The 23,294-nt window shown below is 72.7% G+C and carries 19 protein-coding genes; 2 read left to right on the plus strand and 17 right to left on the minus strand.

Annotated features, from left to right (window positions below; translation table 11 throughout):
• Window positions 1-28 precede the first annotated feature (28 nt).
• The 17 genes from der to recN all read right to left on the minus strand — a co-directional run bounded on the left by der (window position 29) and on the right by recN (window position 20,660).
• Window positions 29-1,426, minus strand: a complete 1,398-nt coding sequence (der, locus tag BLV39_RS41660; RefSeq protein ID WP_090804957.1) for a ribosome biogenesis GTPase Der — start codon at window positions 1,424-1,426, stop codon at window positions 29-31.
• Entirely contained in the window at window positions 1,423-2,091 is a 669-nt protein-coding gene (cmk, locus tag BLV39_RS41665; protein ID WP_090804959.1) for a (d)CMP kinase, read from the minus strand. The genes der and cmk overlap by 4 nt, the downstream gene beginning before the upstream one ends.
• A 45-nt stretch (window positions 2,092-2,136) precedes the next feature.
• A complete protein-coding gene (locus tag BLV39_RS41670) occupies window positions 2,137-2,862 on the minus strand; it encodes a pseudouridine synthase (protein WP_239084114.1) in 726 nt (241 codons plus the stop codon).
• Window positions 2,849-3,769, minus strand: coding sequence for an SMC-Scp complex subunit ScpB (gene scpB / locus BLV39_RS41675; RefSeq protein ID WP_090804964.1), 921 nt, complete (start codon window positions 3,767-3,769; stop codon window positions 2,849-2,851). Before scpB ends, BLV39_RS41670 begins: the two co-directional genes overlap by 14 nt.
• Window positions 3,766-4,701 (minus strand): segregation and condensation protein A, encoded by a 936-nt coding sequence (locus BLV39_RS41680; RefSeq protein WP_090804967.1) that lies wholly within the window; start codon window positions 4,699-4,701, stop codon window positions 3,766-3,768. The genes scpB and BLV39_RS41680 overlap by 4 nt, the downstream gene beginning before the upstream one ends.
• Window positions 4,702-4,774: 73 nt before the next feature.
• Window positions 4,775-5,704, minus strand: a complete 930-nt coding sequence (locus tag BLV39_RS41685; protein WP_090804969.1) for a ParA family protein — start codon at window positions 5,702-5,704, stop codon at window positions 4,775-4,777.
• Window positions 5,705-5,818: 114 nt separating this feature from the next.
• On the minus strand, window positions 5,819-6,754 hold the full coding sequence (locus tag BLV39_RS41690) for a site-specific tyrosine recombinase XerD (RefSeq protein ID WP_090804971.1): 936 nt from the start codon (window positions 6,752-6,754) through the stop codon (window positions 5,819-5,821).
• Between the two features lie 212 nt (window positions 6,755-6,966).
• Window positions 6,967-8,082 carry an alanine dehydrogenase gene (gene ald, locus BLV39_RS41695; RefSeq protein WP_090804972.1) on the minus strand — a complete coding sequence of 372 codons (1,116 nt, stop codon included), beginning with the start codon at window positions 8,080-8,082 and terminating at the stop codon, window positions 6,967-6,969.
• Window positions 8,083-8,282: 200 nt separating this feature from the next.
• Window positions 8,283-8,885 (minus strand): NUDIX domain-containing protein, encoded by a 603-nt coding sequence (locus tag BLV39_RS41700; RefSeq protein ID WP_239084115.1) that lies wholly within the window; start codon window positions 8,883-8,885, stop codon window positions 8,283-8,285.
• Window positions 8,882-10,618: a CTP synthase gene (locus tag BLV39_RS41705; RefSeq protein WP_090804974.1), complete on the minus strand. Its 1,737-nt coding sequence runs from the start codon at window positions 10,616-10,618 to the stop codon at window positions 8,882-8,884. The genes BLV39_RS41700 and BLV39_RS41705 overlap by 4 nt, the downstream gene beginning before the upstream one ends.
• A gap of 75 nt (window positions 10,619-10,693) precedes the next feature.
• Window positions 10,694-12,838 carry a hypothetical protein gene (locus tag BLV39_RS43510; protein WP_090804976.1) on the minus strand — a complete coding sequence of 715 codons (2,145 nt, stop codon included), beginning with the start codon at window positions 12,836-12,838 and terminating at the stop codon, window positions 10,694-10,696.
• Entirely contained in the window at window positions 12,835-13,947 is a 1,113-nt protein-coding gene (locus BLV39_RS41715) for a glycosyltransferase family 4 protein (protein ID WP_090804978.1), read from the minus strand. The genes BLV39_RS43510 and BLV39_RS41715 overlap by 4 nt, the downstream gene beginning before the upstream one ends.
• A 202-nt stretch (window positions 13,948-14,149) precedes the next feature.
• Window positions 14,150-15,766: a murein biosynthesis integral membrane protein MurJ gene (gene murJ, locus BLV39_RS41720; protein WP_090804980.1), complete on the minus strand. Its 1,617-nt coding sequence runs from the start codon at window positions 15,764-15,766 to the stop codon at window positions 14,150-14,152.
• A 4-nt stretch (window positions 15,767-15,770) separates the two neighbouring features.
• A complete protein-coding gene (locus BLV39_RS41725; protein ID WP_090804982.1) occupies window positions 15,771-16,598 on the minus strand; it encodes a hypothetical protein in 828 nt (275 codons plus the stop codon).
• Window positions 16,595-17,542 carry a copper transporter gene (locus tag BLV39_RS41730; protein ID WP_090804984.1) on the minus strand — a complete coding sequence of 316 codons (948 nt, stop codon included), beginning with the start codon at window positions 17,540-17,542 and terminating at the stop codon, window positions 16,595-16,597. Before BLV39_RS41730 ends, BLV39_RS41725 begins: the two co-directional genes overlap by 4 nt.
• A 38-nt stretch (window positions 17,543-17,580) precedes the next feature.
• Window positions 17,581-18,762, minus strand: a complete 1,182-nt coding sequence (gene steA, locus BLV39_RS41735) for a putative cytokinetic ring protein SteA (RefSeq protein ID WP_090805052.1) — start codon at window positions 18,760-18,762, stop codon at window positions 17,581-17,583.
• Between the two features lie 191 nt (window positions 18,763-18,953).
• Window positions 18,954-20,660: a DNA repair protein RecN gene (recN, locus tag BLV39_RS41740; RefSeq protein WP_090804986.1), complete on the minus strand. Its 1,707-nt coding sequence runs from the start codon at window positions 20,658-20,660 to the stop codon at window positions 18,954-18,956.
• Window positions 20,661-20,825: 165 nt separating this feature from the next.
• On the opposite strand from recN, the gene BLV39_RS41745 reads away from it, so the two are divergent.
• Both BLV39_RS41745 and BLV39_RS41750 read left to right on the plus strand, forming a co-directional pair.
• Entirely contained in the window at window positions 20,826-21,866 is a 1,041-nt protein-coding gene (locus BLV39_RS41745) for a glycosyltransferase family 2 protein (protein ID WP_090804988.1), read from the plus strand.
• Window positions 21,863-23,293 (plus strand): hypothetical protein, encoded by a 1,431-nt coding sequence (locus BLV39_RS41750; RefSeq protein ID WP_090804990.1) that lies wholly within the window; start codon window positions 21,863-21,865, stop codon window positions 23,291-23,293. The genes BLV39_RS41745 and BLV39_RS41750 overlap by 4 nt, the downstream gene beginning before the upstream one ends.
• Window position 23,294: the final 1 nt, after the last annotated feature.

The raw sequence follows: 23,294 nt of genomic DNA on the forward strand, positions 1-23,294 counted from the left end.
TGATCATGCCACTGCCGCCCGGGCCGGGTCAGCCGTGGGCCTTGCCCCGCCCGCCCGGGCCGGTCTTCTTGCGGGGCTTGACCGTCACCGAGATCGGGCTGCCCTCGAAGCCGAACTCCTCACGCAGCTTCCGCTCGACGAACCGCTGGTAGCCGGGGTCGAGCAGGCCGGTGGTGAACAGCACGAAGCGCGGTGGCCGGGTGCCCGCCTGAGTGGCGAAGAGCACACGGGGTGCCCGCCCGCCGCGGACCGGGTGCGGGGTCTCCTGCACGAGCGCGGTCAGCCACTGGTTAAGCTGGCCGGTCGGCACCCGGGCCTCCCAGGACGCCAGCGCCTTGCGCAGCGCGGGAGCCAGCTTGTCGACCGCCCGGCCGGTCTTGGCCGAGATGTTGACCCGGATCGCCCACGGGATCCGCTTGAGCTCGCGGTCGATCTCCTTCTCGAGCTGGTAGCGCCGGTCGTCGTCGACCAGGTCCCACTTGTTGAAGGCGATGACCAGGGCCCGGCCGGCCTCGACCACCATCGTCAGGATCCGCTGGTCCTGCTCGCTGATGGGCTCGGACGCGTCGAGCAGCACGGCGGCCACCTCGGCGGCCTCGATCGCGCCGGCGGTGCGCAGCGACGCGTAATATTCCGTGCCGCTCGCGTGGCTGACCCGCTTGCGAAGCCCGGCGGTGTCGACGAGCTGCCAGGTCTCGCCGCCGATGCCGACCAGCGAGTCGACCGGGTCGACGGTGGTGCCCGCGACCGAGTCGACGACCGCGCGCTCCTCCTTGGCCAGCTTGTTGAGCAGCGATGACTTGCCGACGTTGGGCCGGCCGACCAGCGCCACCCGGCGCGGGCCGCGCGGGGCGTCGTCGTCGATCGGCGGCGCCGGCTCCGGCATCGCGGCGAGGATCAGGTCGAGCAGGTCGCCGGAGCCCCGGCCGTGCAGCGCGGAGACCACCTGTGGCTCGCCGAGGCCGAGCGTCCAGAGCGAGACGGCCTCCATCTCGATCGCGTTGTTGTCGGCCTTGTTGGCGACCAGGATCACCGGCTTGTTGCTGCGCCGGAGCATCCGCACCGCGGCCTCGTCGACGTCGGTCGAGCCGACCATCGCGTCGACCACGAACAGCACCACGTCGGCGGTCTGCACGGCGATCTCGGCCTGCATCGCGATGGCCTTGGCCCGGTCGCGCGCGTCGGGCTCCCAGCCGCCGGTGTCGACGACCGTGAACTGGCGGCCGTTCCACTGGGCGTCGTAGGGCACCCGGTCCCGGGTCACGCCCGGGGTGTCCTCCACGACGGCCTGCCGGCGACCGATAATCCGGTTGACCAATGTGGACTTGCCCACGTTGGGCCGGCCGACCACGGCGACCACCGGCACAGGGCCGGTGTCGATGGCGTCGGCATCCACATCGGACACCTCAGGATAGGGCGACGTCATGCCGTCACCATGGCACGCAACCGCGCGACCGCCTCGTCGATGCCCATCGCCGTGGTGTCGAGCACCACCGCGTCGGCCGCCTGCTGCAGCGGGTCGGCCGCCCGGGTGGAGTCGAGCGTGTCGCGCCGCAGGAGATCGGCGTGGGTGTCGTCGACGGACGCGGTGGTCTCCAGCGAGCGGCGCCGGGCGCGCGCGTCGGCGGACGCCGTCAGATAGACCTTGAGGTCGGCGTCGGGCGCCACGACCGCGCCGATGTCGCGGCCCTCGACCACGATCCGGCCGGCCGACTCGATCAACGCACGTTGCTGTCCCACCAGTAGCTGGCGCACCGCGGGCACGGCCGCCACCGCGGACACCGCGGCGGTCACCTCCGGGCCCCGAATGTCGGCGTCGACGTCGACCCCGTCGGCCCGCACGTGCGGGGCCGTCGGGTCGGTGCCGATCGCCAGGTCGAGCTCGCCGGCCACCTTTGTGATCCCTTCCAGGTCGGACAGGTCGACGCCGTAGCGCAGCACCGCCCACGTCACGGCCCGGTACATCGCGCCCGTGTCTAGATATTGAGCGTCGAGCGCGGACGCCAGCCGCCTCGAAACGGTGGATTTGCCGGAACCCGACGGGCCGTCCACGGCCACCACACACCGACCGTTAGCCAACTCGTCTGCCACCGTTCCTCCTCGCCGTCAGCACCTATTCTGCCTGGTCGGGCAGAATCAATCGCCGACGGCCTTGAACAGTGCCCCGACCTCGGCGTTCGTGAGGCGCCTGGTGCGACCGGGTTTGAGATCACCGAGGCGGATCGGCCCGATCGCGGTGCGCACGAGCCGGTTGACCGGGTGGCCGACGGCGTCCATCATCCGGCGGACGATCCGGTTGCGCCCCTCGTGGATCACGATCTCGATCTGCGCCGACCGGGCGAACGCGTCGACCAGCCGGAACTTGTCGACCTTGGCCGGGCCGTCCTCGAGCTCGACGCCGCTGAGCAGCGACCGGCCGACCGCCCGCGGCAGCGGACCGGGCACCTCGAGCACGTAGGTCTTCGGCACCCCGAACGAGGGGTGCATCAGCTTGTGCGCCAGCGTGCCGTCGTTGGTCAGCAGCAGCAGGCCCTCGCTGTCGGTGTCGAGCCGCCCCACGTGGTAGACCCGCTGGTCGACCCGGTCGAGGAACTCGTCGAGCGCGGTGCGCCCCTTCTCGTCGGCCATCGTCGAGACCACCCCGCGCGGCTTGTTGAACGCGAGATAGACCAGGTTCTGGTCGACGATCAACCGCTGCCCGTCGACGTAGATCTCCGCGCGGTCCGAGTCGACCTTGTCACCGAGCTGGGCGACCTTGCCGTCGACCGTCACCCGGCCACGGAAGATCAGGTCCTCACAAGCCCTGCGGGACCCTACACCGGCGCTGGCCAGCACCTTTTGTAGGCGCTCAGCGTTCGCCATCTGCCACCTCGTCGACATCGTCAGGAAGGAACGGCGCCAGGTCCGGGAGCTGGTCGACAGTGTCGAGTCCGAGCTTCTCCAGGAACAGCGTCGTCGTGCGGTAAAGGTACGCGCCCGTCTCCGGCTCCGTGCCGGCCTCCTCCACGAGACCCCGCGCGGTGAGTGTGCGTACGACGCCGTCGCAGTTCACACCCCGGATGGCGGAGATCCGGCCTCGGGTGACGGGCTGCTTGTAAGCGATCACCGCGAGGGTCTCCAGCGCCGCCTGGGTCAGCCGCACCGACTGCCCGTCGAGGACGAACCGTTCGACGTACGCGGCGTACTGCGGACGGGTGTAAAGCCGCCACCCGCCGGCGGCCCGGCGCAGCTCGAAGCCGTGCCCGGCCGAGGTGTAGCCGGCCGAGATCGACTCCAGCGCCGCCGCCACCCGCTCCGTGGGCAGTTCGAGCACCTGCGCCAGGACGATCTCCTGCACCGGCTCGTCCACGACGAGCATGATCGCCTCCAGGGCGCCCCGCAGCTCATCCTCATCGATGGTCGGAATTTCGGCATCGGATACGCGCGACGTTGCGGGCGTGGCGACCTCGGCCGCACTGTCGCCCGGGGTGGCGCCGGGGTCGGCCTCATCGGCCAGGTCGACCAGCTCGGTGTCGGGCGGCGCCTCGGGCAGCTCGGCCGCGACCAGCGGGTCCAGCTCCTCGGGCGCGGTGACGTCCTCGGCGGCGCCGATCGCCTGTGCCGCGTCGATCGTGTCGGCCTCTGCCGCGAGCTCAGACTCCTCCGCAGGTTCCGGCTCGGTCACCCCTTCGGGCTCTTGGCGTGGGCGTTCCCATGGGGGCACCCAGGCTGCTGCCTGTTCGGCCAGGGATGCCTCGCGGCCCGGGTCGGCGCCGCCGCGCTCCGTCACTGGTCCTGCTCCTTAGCTTGTTCAGCTTCTTCCGGTGCCGGCTGCTCCGGTGTGCCGGCGTACTCGTCGACCTTCAGCTCGCCGACCGCGTCGCCGCCGATCCAGCGGACCGTCAGCTCGCCCAGGGCCTGCACCTGCTCGAAGCCGATCAGGTTCTCCCGGTAGAGCTCCAGCAGCGCCAGGAACCGGGCGACCACCTCGAGCGTGCTCTCGCAGTCGATGGTCAGCACCTGGAACGTCGCCGTGCCGGACCGCCGGATCCGGTCGCGCAGCAGTATCGCGTGCTCGCGGACGCTGACCTTGACGTCGTGGATGTGCGCGATCGACACCGTGGGCGGAGCCGCTTTGGGGGTCATCGCCCTGATCGCGAGTTTCAGCAGCCGGTCGGCACCGATCCCGAGGACGAGCTCCGGCAGCGCCTCCGCGTACCGCGGCTCCAGGGTGACCGCCCGCGGGTAGCGCCGGGCGCCCTCCTGCTCCAGCAGCGCGATGTGGGCGGCCGCCTCCTTGAACGCCTTGTACTGCAGGAGCCGGGCGAACAGCAGGTCGCGGGCCTCCAGCAGGGCCAGGTCCTCTTCGTTCTCCACCTGGGCGGCGGGCAGCAGCCGGGCCGCCTTGAGGTCGAGCAGGGTGGCCGCCACGACCAGGAACTCGCTTGCCTCGTCGAGCGGCCAGTCGTCGCCCATCGCCCGGATGTAGGCGATGAACTCGTCGGTGACGCTGCTCAGCGACACCTCGGTGACGTCGAGCTTGTGCTTGCCGATGAGCTGGAGCAGCAGGTCGAACGGGCCGGTGAAGTTGGCCAGCCGCACGGTGAACCCGGTCGCCGGTGCCGCGTCGGGCGTCAGGGCGTCGGCTGGCACCGACCCCTCGACCACGACGGGCGACGCAGGGGAAGCATCGGGTTCACTCACCGTTCGACCGTAGTCCACCGCTGTAACGGCGCCGTTCACGCCCACACCTCACGCACCGTCAGCACCGGCAGAAGGCCGGTGGAACCAAAGATCAGCGCTCAGCTTGCGCGGCGATGACCTCTCGGGCGAGCTGGCGGTAGTTGCGGGCACCGGACGACGCTGGGTCGAGCGTGGTGATCGGCGCGCCGGCCACGGTCGACTCGGGGAACTTGACCGTCTTGGTGATCACGGTCTGGTAGACCTTGTCGCCGAACGCCTCGACCACCCGTTGGAGCACCTGGCGGCAGTGGGTGGTGCGGCTGTCGTACATCGTGGCCAGGATGCCCTCGAGCTCGAGGTCGAAGTTGAGCCGCTCGCGCACCTTGTCGATGGTGTCGAGCAACAGGGCCACACCGCGCAGGCTGAAGAACTCGCACTCCAGCGGGATGAGCACGCCGTGCGCCACGGTCAGCGCGTTGATCGCGAGCAGGCCCAGCGACGGCTGGCAGTCGATCAGGATGTAGTCGTATTCCTTGCGGACCGAGCGCAGCACCCGGGCCAGCGCCATCTCGCGGGCGACCTCGTTGACGAGCTGGATCTCGGCAGCCGACAGGTCGATGTTGGCCGGCAGCAGGTGCAGCCCGGCGACGTCGGTCTTGATCACCACGTCTTCGGCCATGACGTCGTCCTGCATCAGCAGGTTGTAGATCGACAGGTCGAGGTTGTGCGGGTTGACGCCGAGGCCGACCGAGAGCGCACCCTGCGGGTCGAAGTCGACGAGCAGCACGCGGCGGCCGTATTCGGCCAGCGCGGCGCCGAGATTGATGGTCGACGTGGTCTTGCCCACGCCACCCTTCTGGTTGGCCAGGGCGATGATCCGCGCCGGGCCGTGCCGATCGGTCGGCATCGGCTCGGGGATCGGCTTGCGCATCGTGTAGGCGGCCGGGTCGGCCGGGCCGAGCTCGGCACCGAGGTCGAGAGCGGACTGTTGCGCACGGAGCTGCGAGGTCCACGCCTCGGCACGGTCACCGTTGCCAGCCATGTCCCTGCCTACCCCCTCCCGACGAACGTCCCACGCCGGAGTCCCGACTGTACGCCACGTCCCACCGGCCCCGGGTGCACCATATCGGCGTGTCGACACGCCAAGAAGCGGGTGTCAGCTATGTGCCCGCGGGTGTGCGGTGGCGTAAACCTCGCGCAACCGCTCCACCGTGACCAACGTGTATACCTGCGTCGTGGTCACGGACGCGTGCCCCAGCAGTTCCTGCACCACCCGCACATCGGCCCCGCCGTCGAGCAGATGCGTCGCGTACGAGTGCCGCAACGTGTGCGGAGACACGGCCCGCGCGCCCTCGACCGGCAGCCCGGCGCCGGCCGCGGCCTTGCGCAGGATCGCCCACGCGCTCTGCCGCGACAACGGCCCACCGCGGGCGTTGAGGAACACGGCCGGCGCTTTGGCCGCGAGGGCCGGACGGCCCCGCACCAGGTAGGCGTCCAACGCGGCCCGCGCGTAACCACCGACCGGGACGATCCGCGTCCGTCCGCCCTTGCCGTGCAGAGTGGCCGAGCCACTCTCCAGATCGAGGTCGTCGACGGCCGCGCCAACCGCCTCGGAGATCCGCGCACCGGTGCCGTAGAGGAACTCCAGCAACGCCCGGTCGCGTAGCTCAAGCGGCCCGTCGCCGCCGACGGACTCGAGCAGCCGCAGCACCTCGTCGACTTCGAGCGCCTTGGGCAGCCGGCGGGGCAGGCTCGGCGGCTTGACGTCGCGGCTGGCGTCGTCGGCGGCCAGCCCCTCGCGCACCGCGAACCGGTGCAGCCCGCGCACGGCGGAGGTGGCCCGGGCCGCGGACGCCGCCGACAGCGGCGGGTGCTCCGCGTCACCGTCCCGCAAGGCGGCGACATGCCCGGCGATCTCGGCCGGCGTCGCCGCCGCGAGGTCCGTCACCCCACGCCGGGCCAAGGTCACGAGATAGCGATCGAGATCACGCCGGTACGACGTCAGCGTGTTGCCCGACAGCCCACGCTCGACGGTCAGGTGGTCGAGGTAGACGCGGACCGCCCGCCGCAGAGCGGCCGCCGGCTCAGGCATTTCACTCGCGGGTGCCGGCGCGGACGCGGGCTCGCCCACCCCACGCGACGGCGAGGCAGGCGCGGGCTTGGCGCCCGCGCGCGACCGTCGCGCGGACGCGGTGCCGCCCGGCGCGCCCGAAGGCGACACTGCTGCGGGTTCGGGCATCGCGCGCGACGGCGGCGCCGGTGACTGTGGTGCTTCACCGGCGCCGGGCGTCGCGTGCGTCGCGGTCAGGCCAGCGCCTCCGCCAGCGGCAGGTGCCTCATGCCGTGCGCCTCCGCGACCGGGCCGTAGGTGACCTGGCCGTCGTAGGTGTTCAGGCCCAGGGCCAGCGCCGGGTCGCGGCGCAGCGCGTCGCGCCAGCCGCGGTTGGCGAGCTCCAGGGCGTACGGCAGCGTGACGTTGGTCAGCGCGTAGGTGCTGGTGTGCGGCACCGCGCCGGGCATGTTGGCCACGCAGTAGAACATCGACTCGTGGACCTTGTAGGTCGGGTCCGCGTGCGTCGTCGGACGCGAGTCCTCGAAGCAGCCGCCCTGGTCGATCGAGATGTCGACGAGCACGCTGCCCGGCTTCATCCGGCTGACGAGCTCGTTCGAGATCAGCGTCGGGGCTTTGGCACCGGGCACCAGCACCGCGCCGATCACCATGTCGGCGTCGAGAACAGCCCGCTCGACCTCGTACGCGTTCGAGGCGACGGTCTGCAGGTGGCCCTGGTAGATCGCGTCAGCCTGGCGGAGCTTGTTGATGTTGCGGTCGAGCAGGAGCACCTCGGCCTGCATGCCGAGCGCTATCGCGGCCGCGTTCATGCCGGAGACGCCGGCGCCGATCACGACGACCTTGGCCGCGTACACGCCGGAGACGCCGCCCATCAGGATGCCTCGGCCGCCGCCCTGGCGCATCAGCGTGTAGGCGCCGACCTGCGGTGCGAGCCGGCCCGCGACCTCGGACATCGGGGCGAGCAGCGGGAGCGCGCGGTCGACGGTCTCGACGGTCTCGTACGCGATGCCGGTGACCTTGCGGTCGATCAGCGCGTCGGTGCACTCCTTGGACGCGGCGAGGTGCAGATAGGTGAAGAGCACCTGGCCCGCGCGCATGCGGTGGTGTTCCTCGGCGATCGGCTCCTTGACCTTGAGCACCAGGTCGGCGGTGCCCCAGACCTCGTCCGGCCCCGGCAGGATCGTCGCACCGGCCGCGGCGAACTCGTCGTCCGTGATGGACGAGCCGAGCCCGGCACCGGACTCGACGAAGACCTCGTGACCCGCGCGGGCGAACTCGTGGACGCCTGCCGGCGTGATCGCCACGCGGTACTCGTGGTTCTTCACCTCGCGTGGGATTCCGACCTTCACATTGACACCTTCTCTCCCGCGTACGCCCGGTCACCGTTGACCAGGTCGTCTCCCGCGTCGGCGGCGAGTCTAGGGCGCCCCGGATCGCGGGGGCACACCCGCTCACCAGCGGACGCGCATTCAGTATTGCCCGCGGCTCGTGATCACCACACGGGGGCCGAAAGAAGGGCCCCCTGTGACTCAGGAGGCCCTTCTGAAACTCAGCGCACCAGCGGAGTGTCCGGGTCGCGCAGCGGGCGCCAGTCCTCGTCCCGGGCCCGGGCCGCGGCGAGCACACCGGCCACCGCGGCCGCGTTGGTGATCTCACCGCGCAGCGCCATCGCCACCGCCTCGTCCAGCGGCACCCACTCGACCGTGATCTCCGCCTCCTCGTCGGAGCGCTGGAACCGCTCCGCCTCGGGGATCGAAGACAGGCCACGCGCGAGGAAGACCCGGATCAGCTCGTCCGAGAAGCCCGGCGAGGTGTGCAGGTCGACCAGCAGGTCGAGCCGCTCACAGCGCAGGTCGGCCTCCTCGGCGAGCTCGCGGTCGGCGGTGCCGGTCGGTGGCTCCCCGGCCACGTCGACCAGGCCGGCCGGCAGCTCCCACATCGCCTTGCCGATCGGGTGGCGGTACTGCCGGACCAGCAGTACCCGGCCCTCGTCGTCGAGCGGCACCACGCCCACCGCGCCGACGTGCCGCACGTAGTCGCGGTCCGCCTGGCCACCGCCGGGCATGGTGACCCGGTCGGTGACCACGCTGAAGATCTTGCCGTGGAACCGCTCGATCCGATCGAGCACCGCGTACGCGTGCACCGACGTCACGACGATGCCGTCGCGCTGGCCCGCCCGTTGCTGGCCAGTTCCGGCTCCTCGGCGGTGAGCTGGTCGACCGGCAACTGGTCGGCCAGCGAGTAGGTCACCGCCGCCTTCACGAACGCCGCGAACAGCGGGTGCGGCCGGGTCGGCCGGCTCTTCAGCTCGGGGTGCGCCTGGGTGGCCACGAAGAACGGGTGGAGCTCCCGGTCGAGCTCGACGAACTCGACGAGCCGCCCGTCCGGCGAGGTGCCGCTGATCGCCAGCCCGGCCTTGGTCAGCGCGTCCCGGTAGGCGTTGTTGACCTCGTACCGGTGCCGGTGCCGCTCGGACACCTCGGTGGTGCCGTAGGCCTCCGCGACCAGCGAGCCCGGCGTCAGCTTGGCCGGGTAGGCGCCCAGCCGCATCGTGCCGCCCAGGTCGCCCTTGCCGGCGACGATCTGCTCCTGGTCGGCCATCGTCGCGATCACCGGGTGACCGGCGGTCTCGTCGAACTCCAGCGAGTTGGCGTCGGCGAGCCCGGACAGGTTGCGGGCCACGTCGATCGTCATGCACTGGAGCCCGAGACACAGGCCCAGCGTCGGGATGCCGTTCTCGCGGGCGAAGTGCGCCGCACCGATCTTGCCCTCGATGCCGCGGACGCCGAAGCCGCCCGGGATCACGATGCCGTCGACGCCGGCGAGTGCGGTGGCCGCGCTCTGCGGGGTCTTGCAGTCGTCACTGGGCACCCAGCGGATCTGCACGCGGGCCGTGTGGTGGAAGCCCGCCGCGCGGATCGCCTCGGTGACCGACAGGTAGGCGTCGGGCAGGTCGACGTATTTGCCGACCAGCGCCACGGTCACCGTGTGCTTCGGGTGGTGCACCCGCTCCAGGAGCTCGTCCCACGCCGCCCAGTCGACGTCGCGGAACGAGAGGCCCAGCCGGCGCACGACGTACGCGTCGAGGCCCTCGCGGTGCAGCACCTTCGGGATGTCGTAGATGCTCGGCGCGTCCGGCGCGGCGATGACCGCCTCGCGGTCGACGTCGCAGTACAGCGACAGCTTGTGCTTGAGCTTCTCCGGGATCTCCCGGTCGGAGCGGCAGACGAGCGCGTCGGGCTGGATACCGATGTTGCGCAGCGCCGCGACCGAGTGCTGGGTCGGCTTCGTCTTCAGCTCGCCCGACGGCGCCAGGTACGGCACCAGCGAGACGTGCAGGTAGAAGCAGTTGTCCCGGCCGATCTCGTGGCGAACCTGCCGGATCGCCTCGAGGAAGGGCAGCGACTCGATGTCGCCGACCGTGCCGCCCACCTCGGTGATCACCACGTCCGGGGTGCGGCCCTCGTCGTCAGGGTCGCCCATCGCCCGGATCCGGGCTTTGATCTCGTTGGTGATGTGCGGGATCACCTGGACGGTGTCTCCCAGGTATTCGCCGCGACGCTCCTTGGCGATCACCGCCGAGTAGACCTGACCGGTGGTGACGTTCGCCTTCCCGGACAGGTCGCGGTCGAGGAAACGCTCGTAATGGCCGACGTCGAGGTCCGTCTCCGCGCCGTCCTCGGTGACGAAGACCTCACCGTGCTGGAACGGGTTCATCGTTCCAGGGTCGACGTTGAGGTAGGGGTCCAGCTTCTGCATCACGACCCGGAGGCCGCGTGCACTCAGCAAATTGCCGAGGCTCGAGGCGGTGAGGCCCTTGCCGAGCGAGGAGGCGACACCCCCGGTAACGAAGATGTGTTTGGTCAGCCGTCCTGATGGGGCCAAGGCCTGCTCCCGTGGTCGTTTGTCAAGGTCGAGATCATGCGATCCACGGGATTCCACGGTAACACGTCCGCGCGGTCATGCCGCGCCGACACCCTCCGCGTCGACCTCCGGGGCCGGCTGGGCCGGCCTCGTGAAGTCGCTCGCGTGATCAAGCACACGTAGGGCGGTCAATGCCGCCATCGGGGCCACCACCGCCGCGGCCGCGCCGGCCAGGTCCAGGGCGGTCCCGCCGAGCAGCCCGCCGAGCACCACCGCGACGCCGATGCCGATCGCGCCGGCCCGCACCGACGGATACAGCCCGTACGCCCGGCGCAGGCCACCCCAGTCGCGCAACAGCGCCAACCAGAGCAGCGCGGCGCCGACCAGGGCCAGCAGCGTCAGCGGGCTCCCGACCAGGGCGTCGAGGTTGGCCTTGCTGGCCCGTTGCAGCGTGGTGCCGCCGGTGCCGTCGCCGAGCGCCTCCACGAACCGGCCCAGGCTGCCGCGCTCGGCGGCCGGCTGGCGCACCTCGATCCAGGCGAACACCGAGGTCACCGCGACTCCGGCCACCGACGCCCCGGCCAGCCGGCCCAGGGTGAGCCAGCCGCCGGTGCTGAGCGCCGTGGCGATGCACACACCGGCGGTCAACGCCACCGCGCCGATCGGGTCCGAGCCGACGTAGGGGCTGCCGACCAGGAACACTCCCACCGCACCGACCACGGCCACCACGAACGGGCGCCACGACTTGCTGAAGCGCTGGGCTAGCACGCCTGACCCGAGCAGGACACCGGTGAGGAAGACGCCCAGACCGACCGTGCCGACACCCGCGTACCGGTTGCCGTCCAGGACCGAGTAGCCCGCCACGCCGTTGAGCTGCAGCCGGGCGCCGGTGAGCAGGTCGAGGCCGACGACCGTGCCGGCGATCGTCACCACCATCGCCAGCGGCCCCAGGGTGCGCCGGAAGGCCGGGGCCAGCCGGACCGCGGCGGTGGCGGCGGCGAGCACGAACACCTGCACCGCGGCGAACAGGTAGCCCGGCTGCCCGCCCCGCCACCACGGCACCAGGTCCGCGACGATGGCGGCCGGGATCGCGAGCGCGGACGCGAGCAGCAGGATCTCCACGGCGTCGCTGATCGGCTTGCGGACCGACGGCTCGTCGCCGCCGTGCCGCCGGGCCCGCCGCAGCAGCGGCACCACGACGATCGCCAGCACCAACTGCACCGCCGCGAGCACGCCGAAGAACCAGGTCGCGACCGACTGCTGCGCGCCCGCCTCGCGGTCGGCGTCGGCCGGGAAGGTCACCGCGTCGGGCAGCCGCTCGGGCCGGCCGGCGACCGAGGTCGCGGGCTGGCCGACGAACCGCCGTTCCGGCAACGGCCGGTTGAGCGTGGTCAGCGCGGTCGGCGCCAGGTCGACGAGCTGGATGTAGCCCTCCCGCCCGGTGCTCGGCGATGTCAGCCAGCCGCCCTCCCAGCCCGGGCCGTCGGCGATCGCCACGTGCAGCCGGCTCGTCTGGTCGGTGTCGGCCAGCCCGGCGACCAGCACGAGCGAGTTGTCCGGTCGGGCGGCGAGCACCCGGGCCAGCACGGCGTCGGCCCGCGCGGCGGCGGTCTGCCGCACCGCCGGGTCCGCGCCGCTGACCGCGCCCAGGTCGACCATGCTGAGCGTGCATTCGCTCAGCAGCTTTCGCGGGTCGGCGGGCAGCTCGGGCTCGTAGGTGTCGACCCGGCCGTACGGCCGTGCGGCGGCGACGGCGGCGCCCGGCCCGACGGCGGAGGTGCAGCGCACCGACTCGGGCAACGCACCCGGCACGGCGCCCCAGGTCTGCGACCGCTGGTTGTACTGCACCGCCTGCCGATCCAGGTCGGGCAGGAACGCGCCGATGCCGTCCGGACGCTGCACGTCGACGGTGAGCGGCGGGCAGGCCGCGGTGACCGGCGTGCTGCGCCGCCACCCGGCGAAGTTGCCGGCGCCGAGGGTCAGCCAACCGTCGACCGGGCACGTCGGCTTGAGCGCCGACCGCACCGACAGCGAGCCGATCGAGCCGTGCTCGGCCAGCCGCCACAGGTTGGGTGTGCCGCCCTCGGTGACGTCTTCCCAGCGCAGCCCCGGAATGCCCACCAGCACGACGTAGTCGGCCGACCGCCGCGGCTCCGCGGTCGCCGGGCGGATCGACAGTGCGGCCAGGCCGCCGGCCAGGGACAGCACCACGAGGAGGTACGGGACGATCCGCCGGATCATGTCGGCACGAGCTCTGCGTAGATTCCCTCGAGCTGGGTGATCGTGGCTTCCTCGGTCGGCCAGGTCTTGGACCGCTGGAACCCGCGCGCCCGGTATTCGGCGCGCTTGGTCTCGTCACCCAGCAGATCGCGGACCGCTTCCGACACGGCCGCGACGTTACCCGCTGGGACCAGCATCGCCGCGTCGCCGACCAGGTCGGGCAGCCCACCGACGGCGGTCGCGACCAGCGGGACGCCGGCCCGCAGGGCCTCCTGGGCGAAGAGCTGGCGGGCCTCCCAGTCGCTGGTGACCACGGCCACGTCGGCCGCCTCCAGCAGGTCGGCGATGTCACCACGGTGGCCCAGCAGGGTGACGGGGGCGTGGGTGGCCGAGATCAGCGCCGCCAGCGGCAGGTAGGCGGGCCCGGAGCCGGCGACCAGCACGGCCGGCACTGGCCGGATGTCGCGCCAGGCGGCGGCCGCCTCGACCAGCACGTCGTAGCGCTTCTGCGGGTGCAGGCGGCCGACCGAGAGCACCACCGCCTGGTCGCGGTGCAGGCCGAACTCGGCGCGGACGGCGGCCCGGCCTCGTCGCGGCTCGGGCAACTCCGGAGCGGCGACGGGTGCGAGCCGGGCGTCCCGGGCTCCGAGCGCCCGGGCCCGGTCGACCAGGTCCTCGGAGGCGCCGAGGCAGACGTCGGCGTTGCGGGCCACGACCCGCTCGGCGAACCGCGACGCGTAGCCGCGCAGCCGGCGGGCCAGGACCGCGTTGTGCCAGGTGACGACCAGCGGCTGGCGCGGCTTGGCCAGGACGGAGACCAGGCCGGCCCGCAGGCCGTGCGCGTGGACGACGTCGACCTCGCCGGCCAGCGCCGCGCGCAGGGCGCCGATCGCCCGGCGGTCGTTGATCGTCGGGTTGGGCGGAATCTCGACGGGGACGAACCGGGCACCGGCGGCGGTGAAGCGGAATTGCTCCTCGGTGGCGGCCGGGCCGGCGACGGTCACGGTGGCACCGGCCGCGCTCAGGCCGCGGACGACGGAGGTGACGTGCTGGCCCACGCCGCCGGTGCTGGAGGCCAGCACCAGGCAGACGGCACCGGTCCAGCGGTGCCCCCGTTCGGCGTCGGTCACGCCCCCACTCCCTCCCCCATGTGCGCCACGAACCGGTTCGGCATGGCCGTCCCGGCTCGTGCGGCGATGCTATCGGGACGGTGGCCACGGTCGGTGCCGATGGAGCCGGTCCGACCCGATCGCTGTCGGTCTTCGGTCATTCGTCGTCCGCCCGCCGTTCATTGTCCGTGATGCCGTTGACCGGGTACGACGTGGACCCGGTTTAGCGACGCCGCAGACGGCGCCGGACCGCTGCCACCGCCGGACGCACGTCGTGCCGGTCGAGCGGGTACGCGACCGCGAGGAACACCAGCACCACCACGATGCCGCCGACGATGCCGTGCCAGAGCGCGGTCGGCTTGGTCGTCGCCTGCCCCCCGCTCAGCGCGTCGGCCACCGCCCAGCCCGCGGCCGCCGCGGCCGCGCCCGCCGTCAGCCCGACCACCAGCGCCCGGCCGAATCCGGCCAGCGCGGCGCCGCCGGCCCGGCGGTGCACCGCCAGCGTCAGCAGGACGCCGAGCACGAGCATGCCGACCGAGTTGGCCAGGGCCAGGGCGAGCAGCCGGTTCTCGACGGACAGCCCGGCGGCCAGCGCGAACGCGGCGACCGAGACCGTGACCCAGCCGATCGCGGTGGCGATGGCGGCGGGCTTGGGCAGGCCGCGGGCGTAGAGGGCGCGGCTGAAGATGGCGAACAGGCCGTACCCGATGAGGCCCGGTGCGAACCCCGCGACCGCGCCGGGCAGGCCGTCGAGCGCGAAGAAGCCGCCGACCGGCTCGGCCACGGCGGCCAGGGCGGCGGCGCCGAGGCAGCTCAGCAGCAGCACGCCGCGAGCGGCCGGGGCGAGCCGGTCCCGGTAGCCCGGGTGGTCGCCGGTGCTGTGCGCGGTGGCCAGGGCCGGGTAGACGGCGGTCGCCACGGGCACCGCCAGGATCGCCCAGGGCAGCAGGTAGACCGCCTGCGCGACGGTGAACACCACTGCGGCACCCTCGGGTCCCTGGTTGGCCAGGCGCAGCGTGACCACGACCGCGACCTGCTGGAGGCCGACGGTCAGCACGCCGGCACCGGCGAGCCGGCGCGCGTGCCGGCCGGCGCCGGCCGGGAACCGCCAGGTCGGGCGCCACGACAGGCCCAACCCGCGGACCGGGATCAGCAAGCAGAGCGAGAGCACCAGGACGCCCAGCGTGGTGCCGACGGCCAGGATGAGCTGGCCGCCGACGCCGACCTGGGGCACATCGGCCCGGACGCCCTCGACGGCGGCGAACAGGCCGTAGGTCGCCGCGACCACCACGCTGGACAGCAGGGGTGCGAGAACCGGCCAGGCGAACCGGCGGTGGGCCTGGAGCACGCCGGTGAGCACGACGCCGATCCCGTACAGCGGAAGCTGTGGCGCGAAGATCCGCAGCATCAGCACGCCGGCGTCGCGGGCGGGCGCCGATATGTCGCCCGTGAGCCCGTCGATGATCGGGCCGGCCAGCAGCACCACCGCGACGGCGAGCGGCACGAGCGCCGTGAGCGTCCAGGTGAGCAGCGCAGCGACGGTGCCGGCCTCGGTGCGCCGGTCGCCGGCCGAGACCGCGCCGGCCAGCAGCGGCACGACCAGCGCCGCGAGCGCGCCGCCCGCGACGATCTCGAAGATGATGTTGGGGACGGTGTTCGCCGTGACGTAGGCCGTGCCGAGCACGGTCGAGCCGACGAACCAGCCGAGCACGGCGGTACGCCCGAAGCCGGCGACCCGGCTGAGCACGGTGAGCCCGCCGATCAGGCCGGCGGCCCGCGCGACGCGCGGGCCGGGTACCGGAGGGGGTACGGCGGTGCTGGGAGGGGTGGACGCGCTCACGTCGTCAGGGGCGCCGTCCGAGCGCGTCGATCTCGCGCAGCACCGGGGTGCGGGCGATGACCTGGGTGAAGCTGACCCGCTCGCTGGCGGCCGTCAGCCCGGCCAGGCCGGCGAGCAGCGCGGCCCGGCCGACCGGGCCGGTGCGGGCGGCCAGCGCTACGCCGAGCAGCGCGCCGAACGCGTTGGCGCCGGCGTCGCCGAGCATGACCTCCTCGCCGAGGTCGTCGGGGAGGATGCCGGCGGCCGCGCCGAGCGGGCCGGCGACCAGCCCGCGGGCGGGGCCGGCGGCGAGCGGCGCGGCGACCAGGGCACCAGCCTTGATCGCGCGGCCGGGGCGCAGGTCGAGCAGGTTGAACAGGTTGGCGGTGCCGGCGATGACGCCGGCGCCGAGCGCGACGTCGACCGCCGTGCCCAGCCGGCCGCGACCGGGCCGGTCGGCGGCGAGCAGCGCGCTGGCCGCCAACGCCGCCGCGCCGACCCCGGCGATCTTGACCAAACCGCTGGTCACCCGGCCGTCCCGGAGAGCGCCCAGGTGGCCCTTGAAGCCCTTGGCTTGATGCTCGGGTCGCCCGCCGACGAGGTCGTCGTAGAACCCGACCGCGCCCGAGCCGAGGCCCGCCACCAGAGCCGCGCCGGCCGCGGGAGCGCTGCCGGCGCCGGCCGCGGCGCTGGTCGCGGCACCCACCGCGAGCGCCGGCCCGGCGGCCAGGGTGACCTGGTGGCCGCGGAAGTTGGTGCGCTGCAACGCCTGCGCACCCCGCAGCCCCCGCAGCGCCGCCCGCGCGATCAGCGCACCGGCGGTGGCCAGGGCCAGCGGACGGCCGCGGCTCATTGCGGCTGCTGGGGCATCATCGAGGCGGCCCCGGCGCCCAGGCCGTACTGGCCGGCCTTGTTCTGGGTGATCATCTGTTCGGTGGCCAGCGCGGCGACGACCTGGCCCTGGGTGGTGTTGGTGTTGTCGATCGTGCTGATCGACTTGACCAGTGCACCGTCACCGCGGATCGCCGCGATCACGTTGCCGTCGCTGGCGCCGTTGCCGGCCACGACCACCGAGCCCTGCTTGTCGAACTGGCTGACCATCGTCACCACGGCCTGGTCCTTCTGGACCGAGTCCTTGTCGACGTAGGGCAGCCCGGTCACGATCACCACGGCCTGGGCCTGCTCGGTGACCTTGTCCTTGCCGGCGTCCGCGTAGCCGATGTACTTGGCCTTCTCGTACGCCGTGAGCAGCGCGGTGACCTCGGCGGCGGCGGGCGGTGTGCCCTGCGTGCGGTCGAGGACGGCGCTGGCCAGCAGCGCGCTGGCGGTCTCCACCCCGTCGCTGTTGCTCGGCAGGCCGGTGGTCGAGATGTTCGGCTGTGCCGCCGACGACGCGAGGTAGAGCAGTTCCTCCGCGTTGCCGGGGAGGAAGAACGAGTCCTGCATCTCGATCCGGCCGGTGATCGTCGCGCCCGCTGTGGTCAGCATCGCGCGGACCTGGTCGGCCTGGTCGCGGCCGCTGGGGAGGGTCACCATCAGGACCTTGCGACCGGTCAGCCGGCCCGGGAGGGCGACCTGCGCCATCTCGGCCGCGAAGTCCTCCTCGCTCTTGAGCTCTTCCTGAAGGCTGGAGACCTGGTCCCGTAGCTGGGTGTTGTCCTTGCGCAGCCCGGAGACACGCTCGTTGAGCGAGTCGGCCACCGGGCCGTTGAGCGCCGCGGTGCCGACGACCAGCCCGATGGCCAGTGCCAGGAACACCGCGGTGAGTGACACCACGTGGTACCGGAAATTGATCACGCTGTTTGCCTTCTGATTCGGTCGGGCACGCCCCGCCCTTAGCTGAAGAGCTGTCCCAGTTGGAAGACCAAATTGTTCCACCACTCGGAAAGCACACCGAGATAGGCCTTGCCCACCGTCGAGACGGCGACCGCTGAGGCCATGGCGGAAAGGGCACTGAGCACCAACAACAGCAGCGAGGAGCCCGAAATGCTCTGCCGGTAGAGGCGGCTGACGCCCTTGGCGTCGACCACCTTGCCACCGACCTTGAGGCGGGTGAGGAACGTGGATGCCATCCCGCCGCGCCCCTTGTCGAGGAACTCGATCAGGTTGTTGTGGGTGCCGACCGCCACTATGAGCGTGGCACCCTTCTCGTCGGCCAGCAGCATCGCGACGTCTTCGCTGGTCGCGGCGGCCGGGAAGGTCAGCGCGGAGAGCCCGAGCTGGTGCACCCGGGCCAGGCCCGGCGCGCGCCCGTCCGGGTAGGCGTGGACGATCACCTCGGCGCCGCAACGCAGCACGTCGTCGGTGACCGAGTCCATGTCGCCGATGATCATGTCGGGGGTGTAGCCCGCCTCGACCAGCGCGTCGGCACCGCCGTCGACACCGATCAGGACCGGCTTGAACTCCCGGATGTACGGGCGGAGCACGTCGAGGTCGTCCTTGTACTCGTAGCCCCGCACCACGATCAGGCAATGACGCCCGGCGATGGTGGTCTCTACGTCGGGGACCCCGACGCCGTCGAGCAGGAGGTCGCGCTCCTGCTTGAGGTATTCCATCGTGTTGGCGGCGAACGCCTCGAGCTGCACGGACAGCCCTTCGCGGGCGTCGGCCATGGCCTTGGCCACGGTATCCGTGTCCTGCCGGGTGCCGTGAGCGATGGGCTCACCGTTGACGAACAGGGTGTTGCCGTCGATCCGCACGGTCTCGCCCTCGCGGAGCGCCTGGAAGACGCTCTCGCCCAGGTCGTCGACCAGCGGTATGCCGGCCTTGACCAGCACTTCCGGCCCGAGGTTGGGGTAGCGACCCGAGATCGACGGCTTGGCGTTGAGCACTGCGGTGACACCGACCGCGACAAGCGAGTCGGCGGCCACCCGGTCAAGGTCGACGTGGTCGATCACGGCGACATCGCCTGGGCGCAACCGGCCGACCAGACGCTTGGTCCGGCGGTCGAGGCGCGCGGTGCCGGTGATTGTGCCCGGTTCGGCGCTCCGGGTCCGGCGCAAGGTGGGTAGACGCATCGTGACCATCCTGGCATGTCCGGCGAACGAATAGCGGTCGCGACATGCCTGAGCAGGGGTGCTAGGTGGTGTGACCAGGCGCGTGACAGCTCTCAGCGAACCATGCGGGCGCCACCCGCGGCGGTGGTCCCCGTCACACCCTGCCCTTCTGCGGTCGGGTTCGCCCACCCATGGTGTGCGACCCCGGGCGCCTAACCGCGACGTTCCCGGGCCGCCACCGCGAGCAGTTCTTCCGCGTGGGCGATACCCAGATCGGAGTCCGGCAAACCCGCGAGCATGCGCGCCAGCTCACGGGCGCGCTCGGTGTCTTCGACCACTCGCACCCCACTGGTGGTCACCGCACCGCCGGTGTCCTTGACCACGACCAGGTGCCGATCGGCGAACGCGGCCACCTGGGGCAGGTGGGTCACCACCAGCACCTGGTGGGTGCGGGCCAACCGGGCCAGCCGGCGGCCGATCTCGACCGCCGCTCGCCCGCCGACGCCGGCGTCGACCTCGTCGAAGACCAGCGTGGGCGGGCCGCCGGCGCCGGCGAAGACCACCTCGATCGCCAGCATCACCCGGGACAGCTCACCACCGGAGGCACCCTTCTGCAGCGGCAGGCTGGGCGCGCCGGGGTGGGCCAGGAGCCGGAGCTCGACGTCGTCGGCACCCTCGGCGCTCACCGCGGTGGCGGGCAGCACCGCGACCTCCACCCTGGAGTGCGGCATCGCGAGCCCGGCCAGCTCGACACTGACCTGATCGGAGAACCGGCCGGCGGCCTCCTTGCGGGCCGCGGTGACCTTGCCGGCCAGCGCCGTCACCTCGTCTTCGAGGCGCTGCCGCTCGCGGTCGAGCTCGTCGAGCAGGTCGTCGGAGGTGTCCAGCTCGCCCAGCCGGCCCCGGGCCCGGTCGGCCCAGGCGATCACCCCGTCGACGTCGTCGGCGTATTTGCGGGTCAGCGCCCGCAGCTCGGCCCGCCGCTCGTAGATCGTCGTCAACCGGTCGGGGTCGGCGTCGAGGCTGTCGAGATAACCGGAGAGCTCGGCGGTCACGTCACCGATCAGGGTGGCCGCCTCGTCGAGGCGCGCGGCGAGGTCGCCCAGCTTGGCGTCGACGCCGGACTGCCCCTCCAGGGACCGCTTGGCCGCGCCGAGCAGGCCGGTGGCGTTCGGCGCCTCGTCGGCACCGTCACCGGCCACCGCCTGGTAGGCCGCGATCGCGGCCACCCGCAACCCCTCGGCGTGCTCGAGCCGCTGCGCCTCGGCCTTGAGGTCATCGTCCTCGCCGGGCTGGGGGTCGACCCGGGTGATCTCGTCGAGGCCGAGCCGGAGCAGGTCGGCCTCCTGGTTGCGCTCGCGGGCGTTGCGCCGGCGGTCGGCCAGGTCGTCGGCCACCGCCCGCCAGCGGGTGTAGGTCTCGCGCATCTGGCCGAGCAGCTTCTCGTGGTCGGCTCCGGCGAAGCGGTCGAGCGCGGCGCGCTGCTCGGCCGGGCGGAGCAGGCGGAGCTGGTCGGACTGGCCGTGCACGGCGACGACCTGCTCGCCGATCTCGGCCAGCGTCGCCACGGGCATCGAGCGGCCACCGACGTGGGCGCGGGATCGGCCCTCGGCGGTCACGGTGCGGCTGAGCAGCAGCGACCCGTCGTCGTCGGGCTCGGCACCGGCGTCGCTGACCCGCGTGTGGACGGTCGTCGCGATGCGGCCGGAGAGCCGCAGCCGGCCCTCGACAATCGCGCGCCCAGGGTCGGCCCGCACGCGGCCGGCATCGGCCCGGCCGCCGAAGAGCAGCCCGAGACCCGTCACCACCATCGTCTTGCCAGCACCGGTCTCACCGGTGATGACGTTCATGCCACCGGCGAGCGGCAGCGTCGAGTCGTCGATGACCCCGAGCCCGGCAATCCGCAACTCTTCCAGCACAGGACACGACAGTAGTGGCGGGGTCCGACAGTTGACCAGCCACGGCCCCGGGTCGCCGAAATTGACAGCACGCTTTACCGGTAAACCGTTTGGCAGCCGGTTCGTCATCCGCCGTTCGTCTGGCGCTCATGGCCGGGCCGGGCTGGTTACGGAAGCTCTGTGGTTATGGCTCTGATCAGCGTCGTCATCCCGGTCTACCGGGTGGAGGCCTACCTCGCGGACTGTCTGGACTCGGTGCTCGGGCAGCCCGGTGACCTCGAGGTGGTCGCCGTCGACGACGCCTCCGACGACGGGTGTGCCGCGATCCTCGCCGCGTACGCCGCCCGCGACGACCGCCTGCGGGTGGTCACCCTGGACCGCAACTCCGGGCTGGGCGCCGCCCGCAACGCCGGCCTCGCGGCCGCGACGGGCGAGTTCGTCTGGTTTCTCGACGGCGACGACTGGCTGCCGGCGGGCAGCATCGAGGCCGCCACCGAGCGGTTGCGCGCCACCGACCCGGACGTGCTGGTCCTCGGCTACGGCCGGGTGTACGCCGACGGCCGCGTGGAGACCCACCTGCCCGGGGTGGAGGCCGACGTGCGCACCGACCGGCCGGTCACCCTGGCCACCGCACCCCGGCTGGTCGAGCACCTCTGGCTGGCCTGCACCAAGATCTTCCGCCGCTCGTCGCTGCCGGTGGCCTTCCCGACCGGCTGGTACGAGGACGTCGCGTTCGTGCTGCCCGCCCTGCTCGCCGCCGAGCGGATCGTGCTGCTCGACCGGGACTGCTACGCCTACCGCCAGCGCGACCGGCAGATCACCCGTACGGTCGACGACCGGCATTTCGACGTGTTCGTCCAGTGGGACCGGGTGTTCGCGTTCATGGATGCCGACCCCGACCGGTACGCCGCCGCCCGCCCGGCCGTGTTCCGCCGGATGATCTGGCACTGCCTCCAGGTCCTCGGACACGAGCAAAGGATCGCGCGCAGCCGCCGGCGGGCGTATTTTCTACGAGTGAGCGCCCAGTACCGCCGGCACGAGCCGGCCGCCGGCGTCCCGATGCCAGGCGGCAACGAGGGCGTCAAGCAGCGTCTGGTGGCCGCGGGTGCCTACAACCTCTACGAGGGCCTGATGGCCGCCTGGAACGTGCGCAAGCGGCTCTCCGGCGCCCGCCGGCCCGCTCCGGTCGCGTCCGCGCCACCGCAGCGCGAGCGGGTCGCCGGTTGATCTCCGCTGAGCTGCGCGCCTCGGCGCCCGAACGGCTCGCCGACGCCGTCGGCACCCGGGTGGTCCGGCTCGGCACCACCGCGCTCGTCATCGCCGGTTCCGTCGACCAGCTCCGCGACATGGCGGCCGGCCCGTTCGCGGCCGAGCCCGCCACCCGCGTGCGGGTGCTGGTCGCGTACTGGCGGCACACACCGTGGTCGGCACCGGTCGCACCGGCCCGGCACCTGATCCGGCACCGGGTCGCCCGACCGCACTTGCGCCGCGGCTCGGCGGTCGTCTCGCTGCGCTACGCCCGGCCCGTGCCCCTCGGTGACGCCATCCGCACCGCGCTGACCGCGCTCGCACCCAGCAACCCCTGGCCCCGGGCGGCGCCGGTGGTGGCCGACCCGGTGCGGTTCGACGCCACCCGGGTCAACCCACGTGGCCGGCGCCCGGCCGCCTACCGGCCCGAGGCACCCCGGCTGCTGCTCGACTCCCCCACCTTCGACGCCGCGGCCCTGGCGCGGCTACGCGGCGCCGGCGCGGCCACCGTCGGGCCGCGCGTGGGGCCGGCCGCGCTCGCCGCACTGTGCGCGACCGGCGTGCTGGTCGACGCGTCCGCCGTCCCCGTGACGATCCGGGCCGCGCTCGCGCCCGACCTGCTGGCCGTCCTCGACGAGCCGCCGCCCGGGCCCGACGCGCTCGCGGTCGAGGCGCGCAGCGTGCGGCAGCGCCGGGCGGCGCTGCGCCACCACGCGGCCGGGCTGGGCGACCCGCCGGCCGTCACCGCGATCCTCGCCACCCGCCGCCCCGAACTGCTCGGCCCGGTGCTCGCGATGCTCGCCGGCCAGACGTACCCCCGGCTCGAGATCGTGATCTGCCTGCACGGCGTTTCCGCGCCCCCGGGGCTCGTCGAGGCCCTGTCCGGGCGGCCGCACCAGATCGTCGAGGTGCCGGCCGAGGCGAGCTTCGGCACGGTCCTCGGGCTGGCCACCGCCCGCGCCGCCGGCACGCTGGTGACCAAGGTGGACGACGACGACACCTACGGCCCGGAGCACGTCTGGGATCTGGTGCTGGCCCGGCACTACTCCGGCGCGACGCTGGTCGGCAAGGGCAGCGAGCTCGTCTTCCTGGAAGACCGCGGCACCGTGCTGCGGCGCCGCTCGGGCGTGCCGGAGGCGTTCGGCGAGATGGTCTCAGGCGGCACGATGCTGCTCGCGAAGGGCGACATCGAGGCGGTCGGCGGCTGGCGGCCGGTGCCCCGGTCGGTCGACCTCGGCCTGATCCAGCGGCTGGTCCGGGCGGGCGGCACGATCTACCGCACCCACCCGCTCGGCTACGTCTACCACCGGCGGGCCACCGGGCACACCTGGGACCCGGGCGAGGACTACTTCCTGCGCAACGCGTCGGCCACCTGGCCGGCGATCCCGCCGGACGCGCTCGCCTAGA

The organism is Asanoa ishikariensis (assembly GCF_900107455.1).
Lineage (GTDB): Bacteria > Actinomycetota > Actinomycetes > Mycobacteriales > Micromonosporaceae > Asanoa > Asanoa ishikariensis.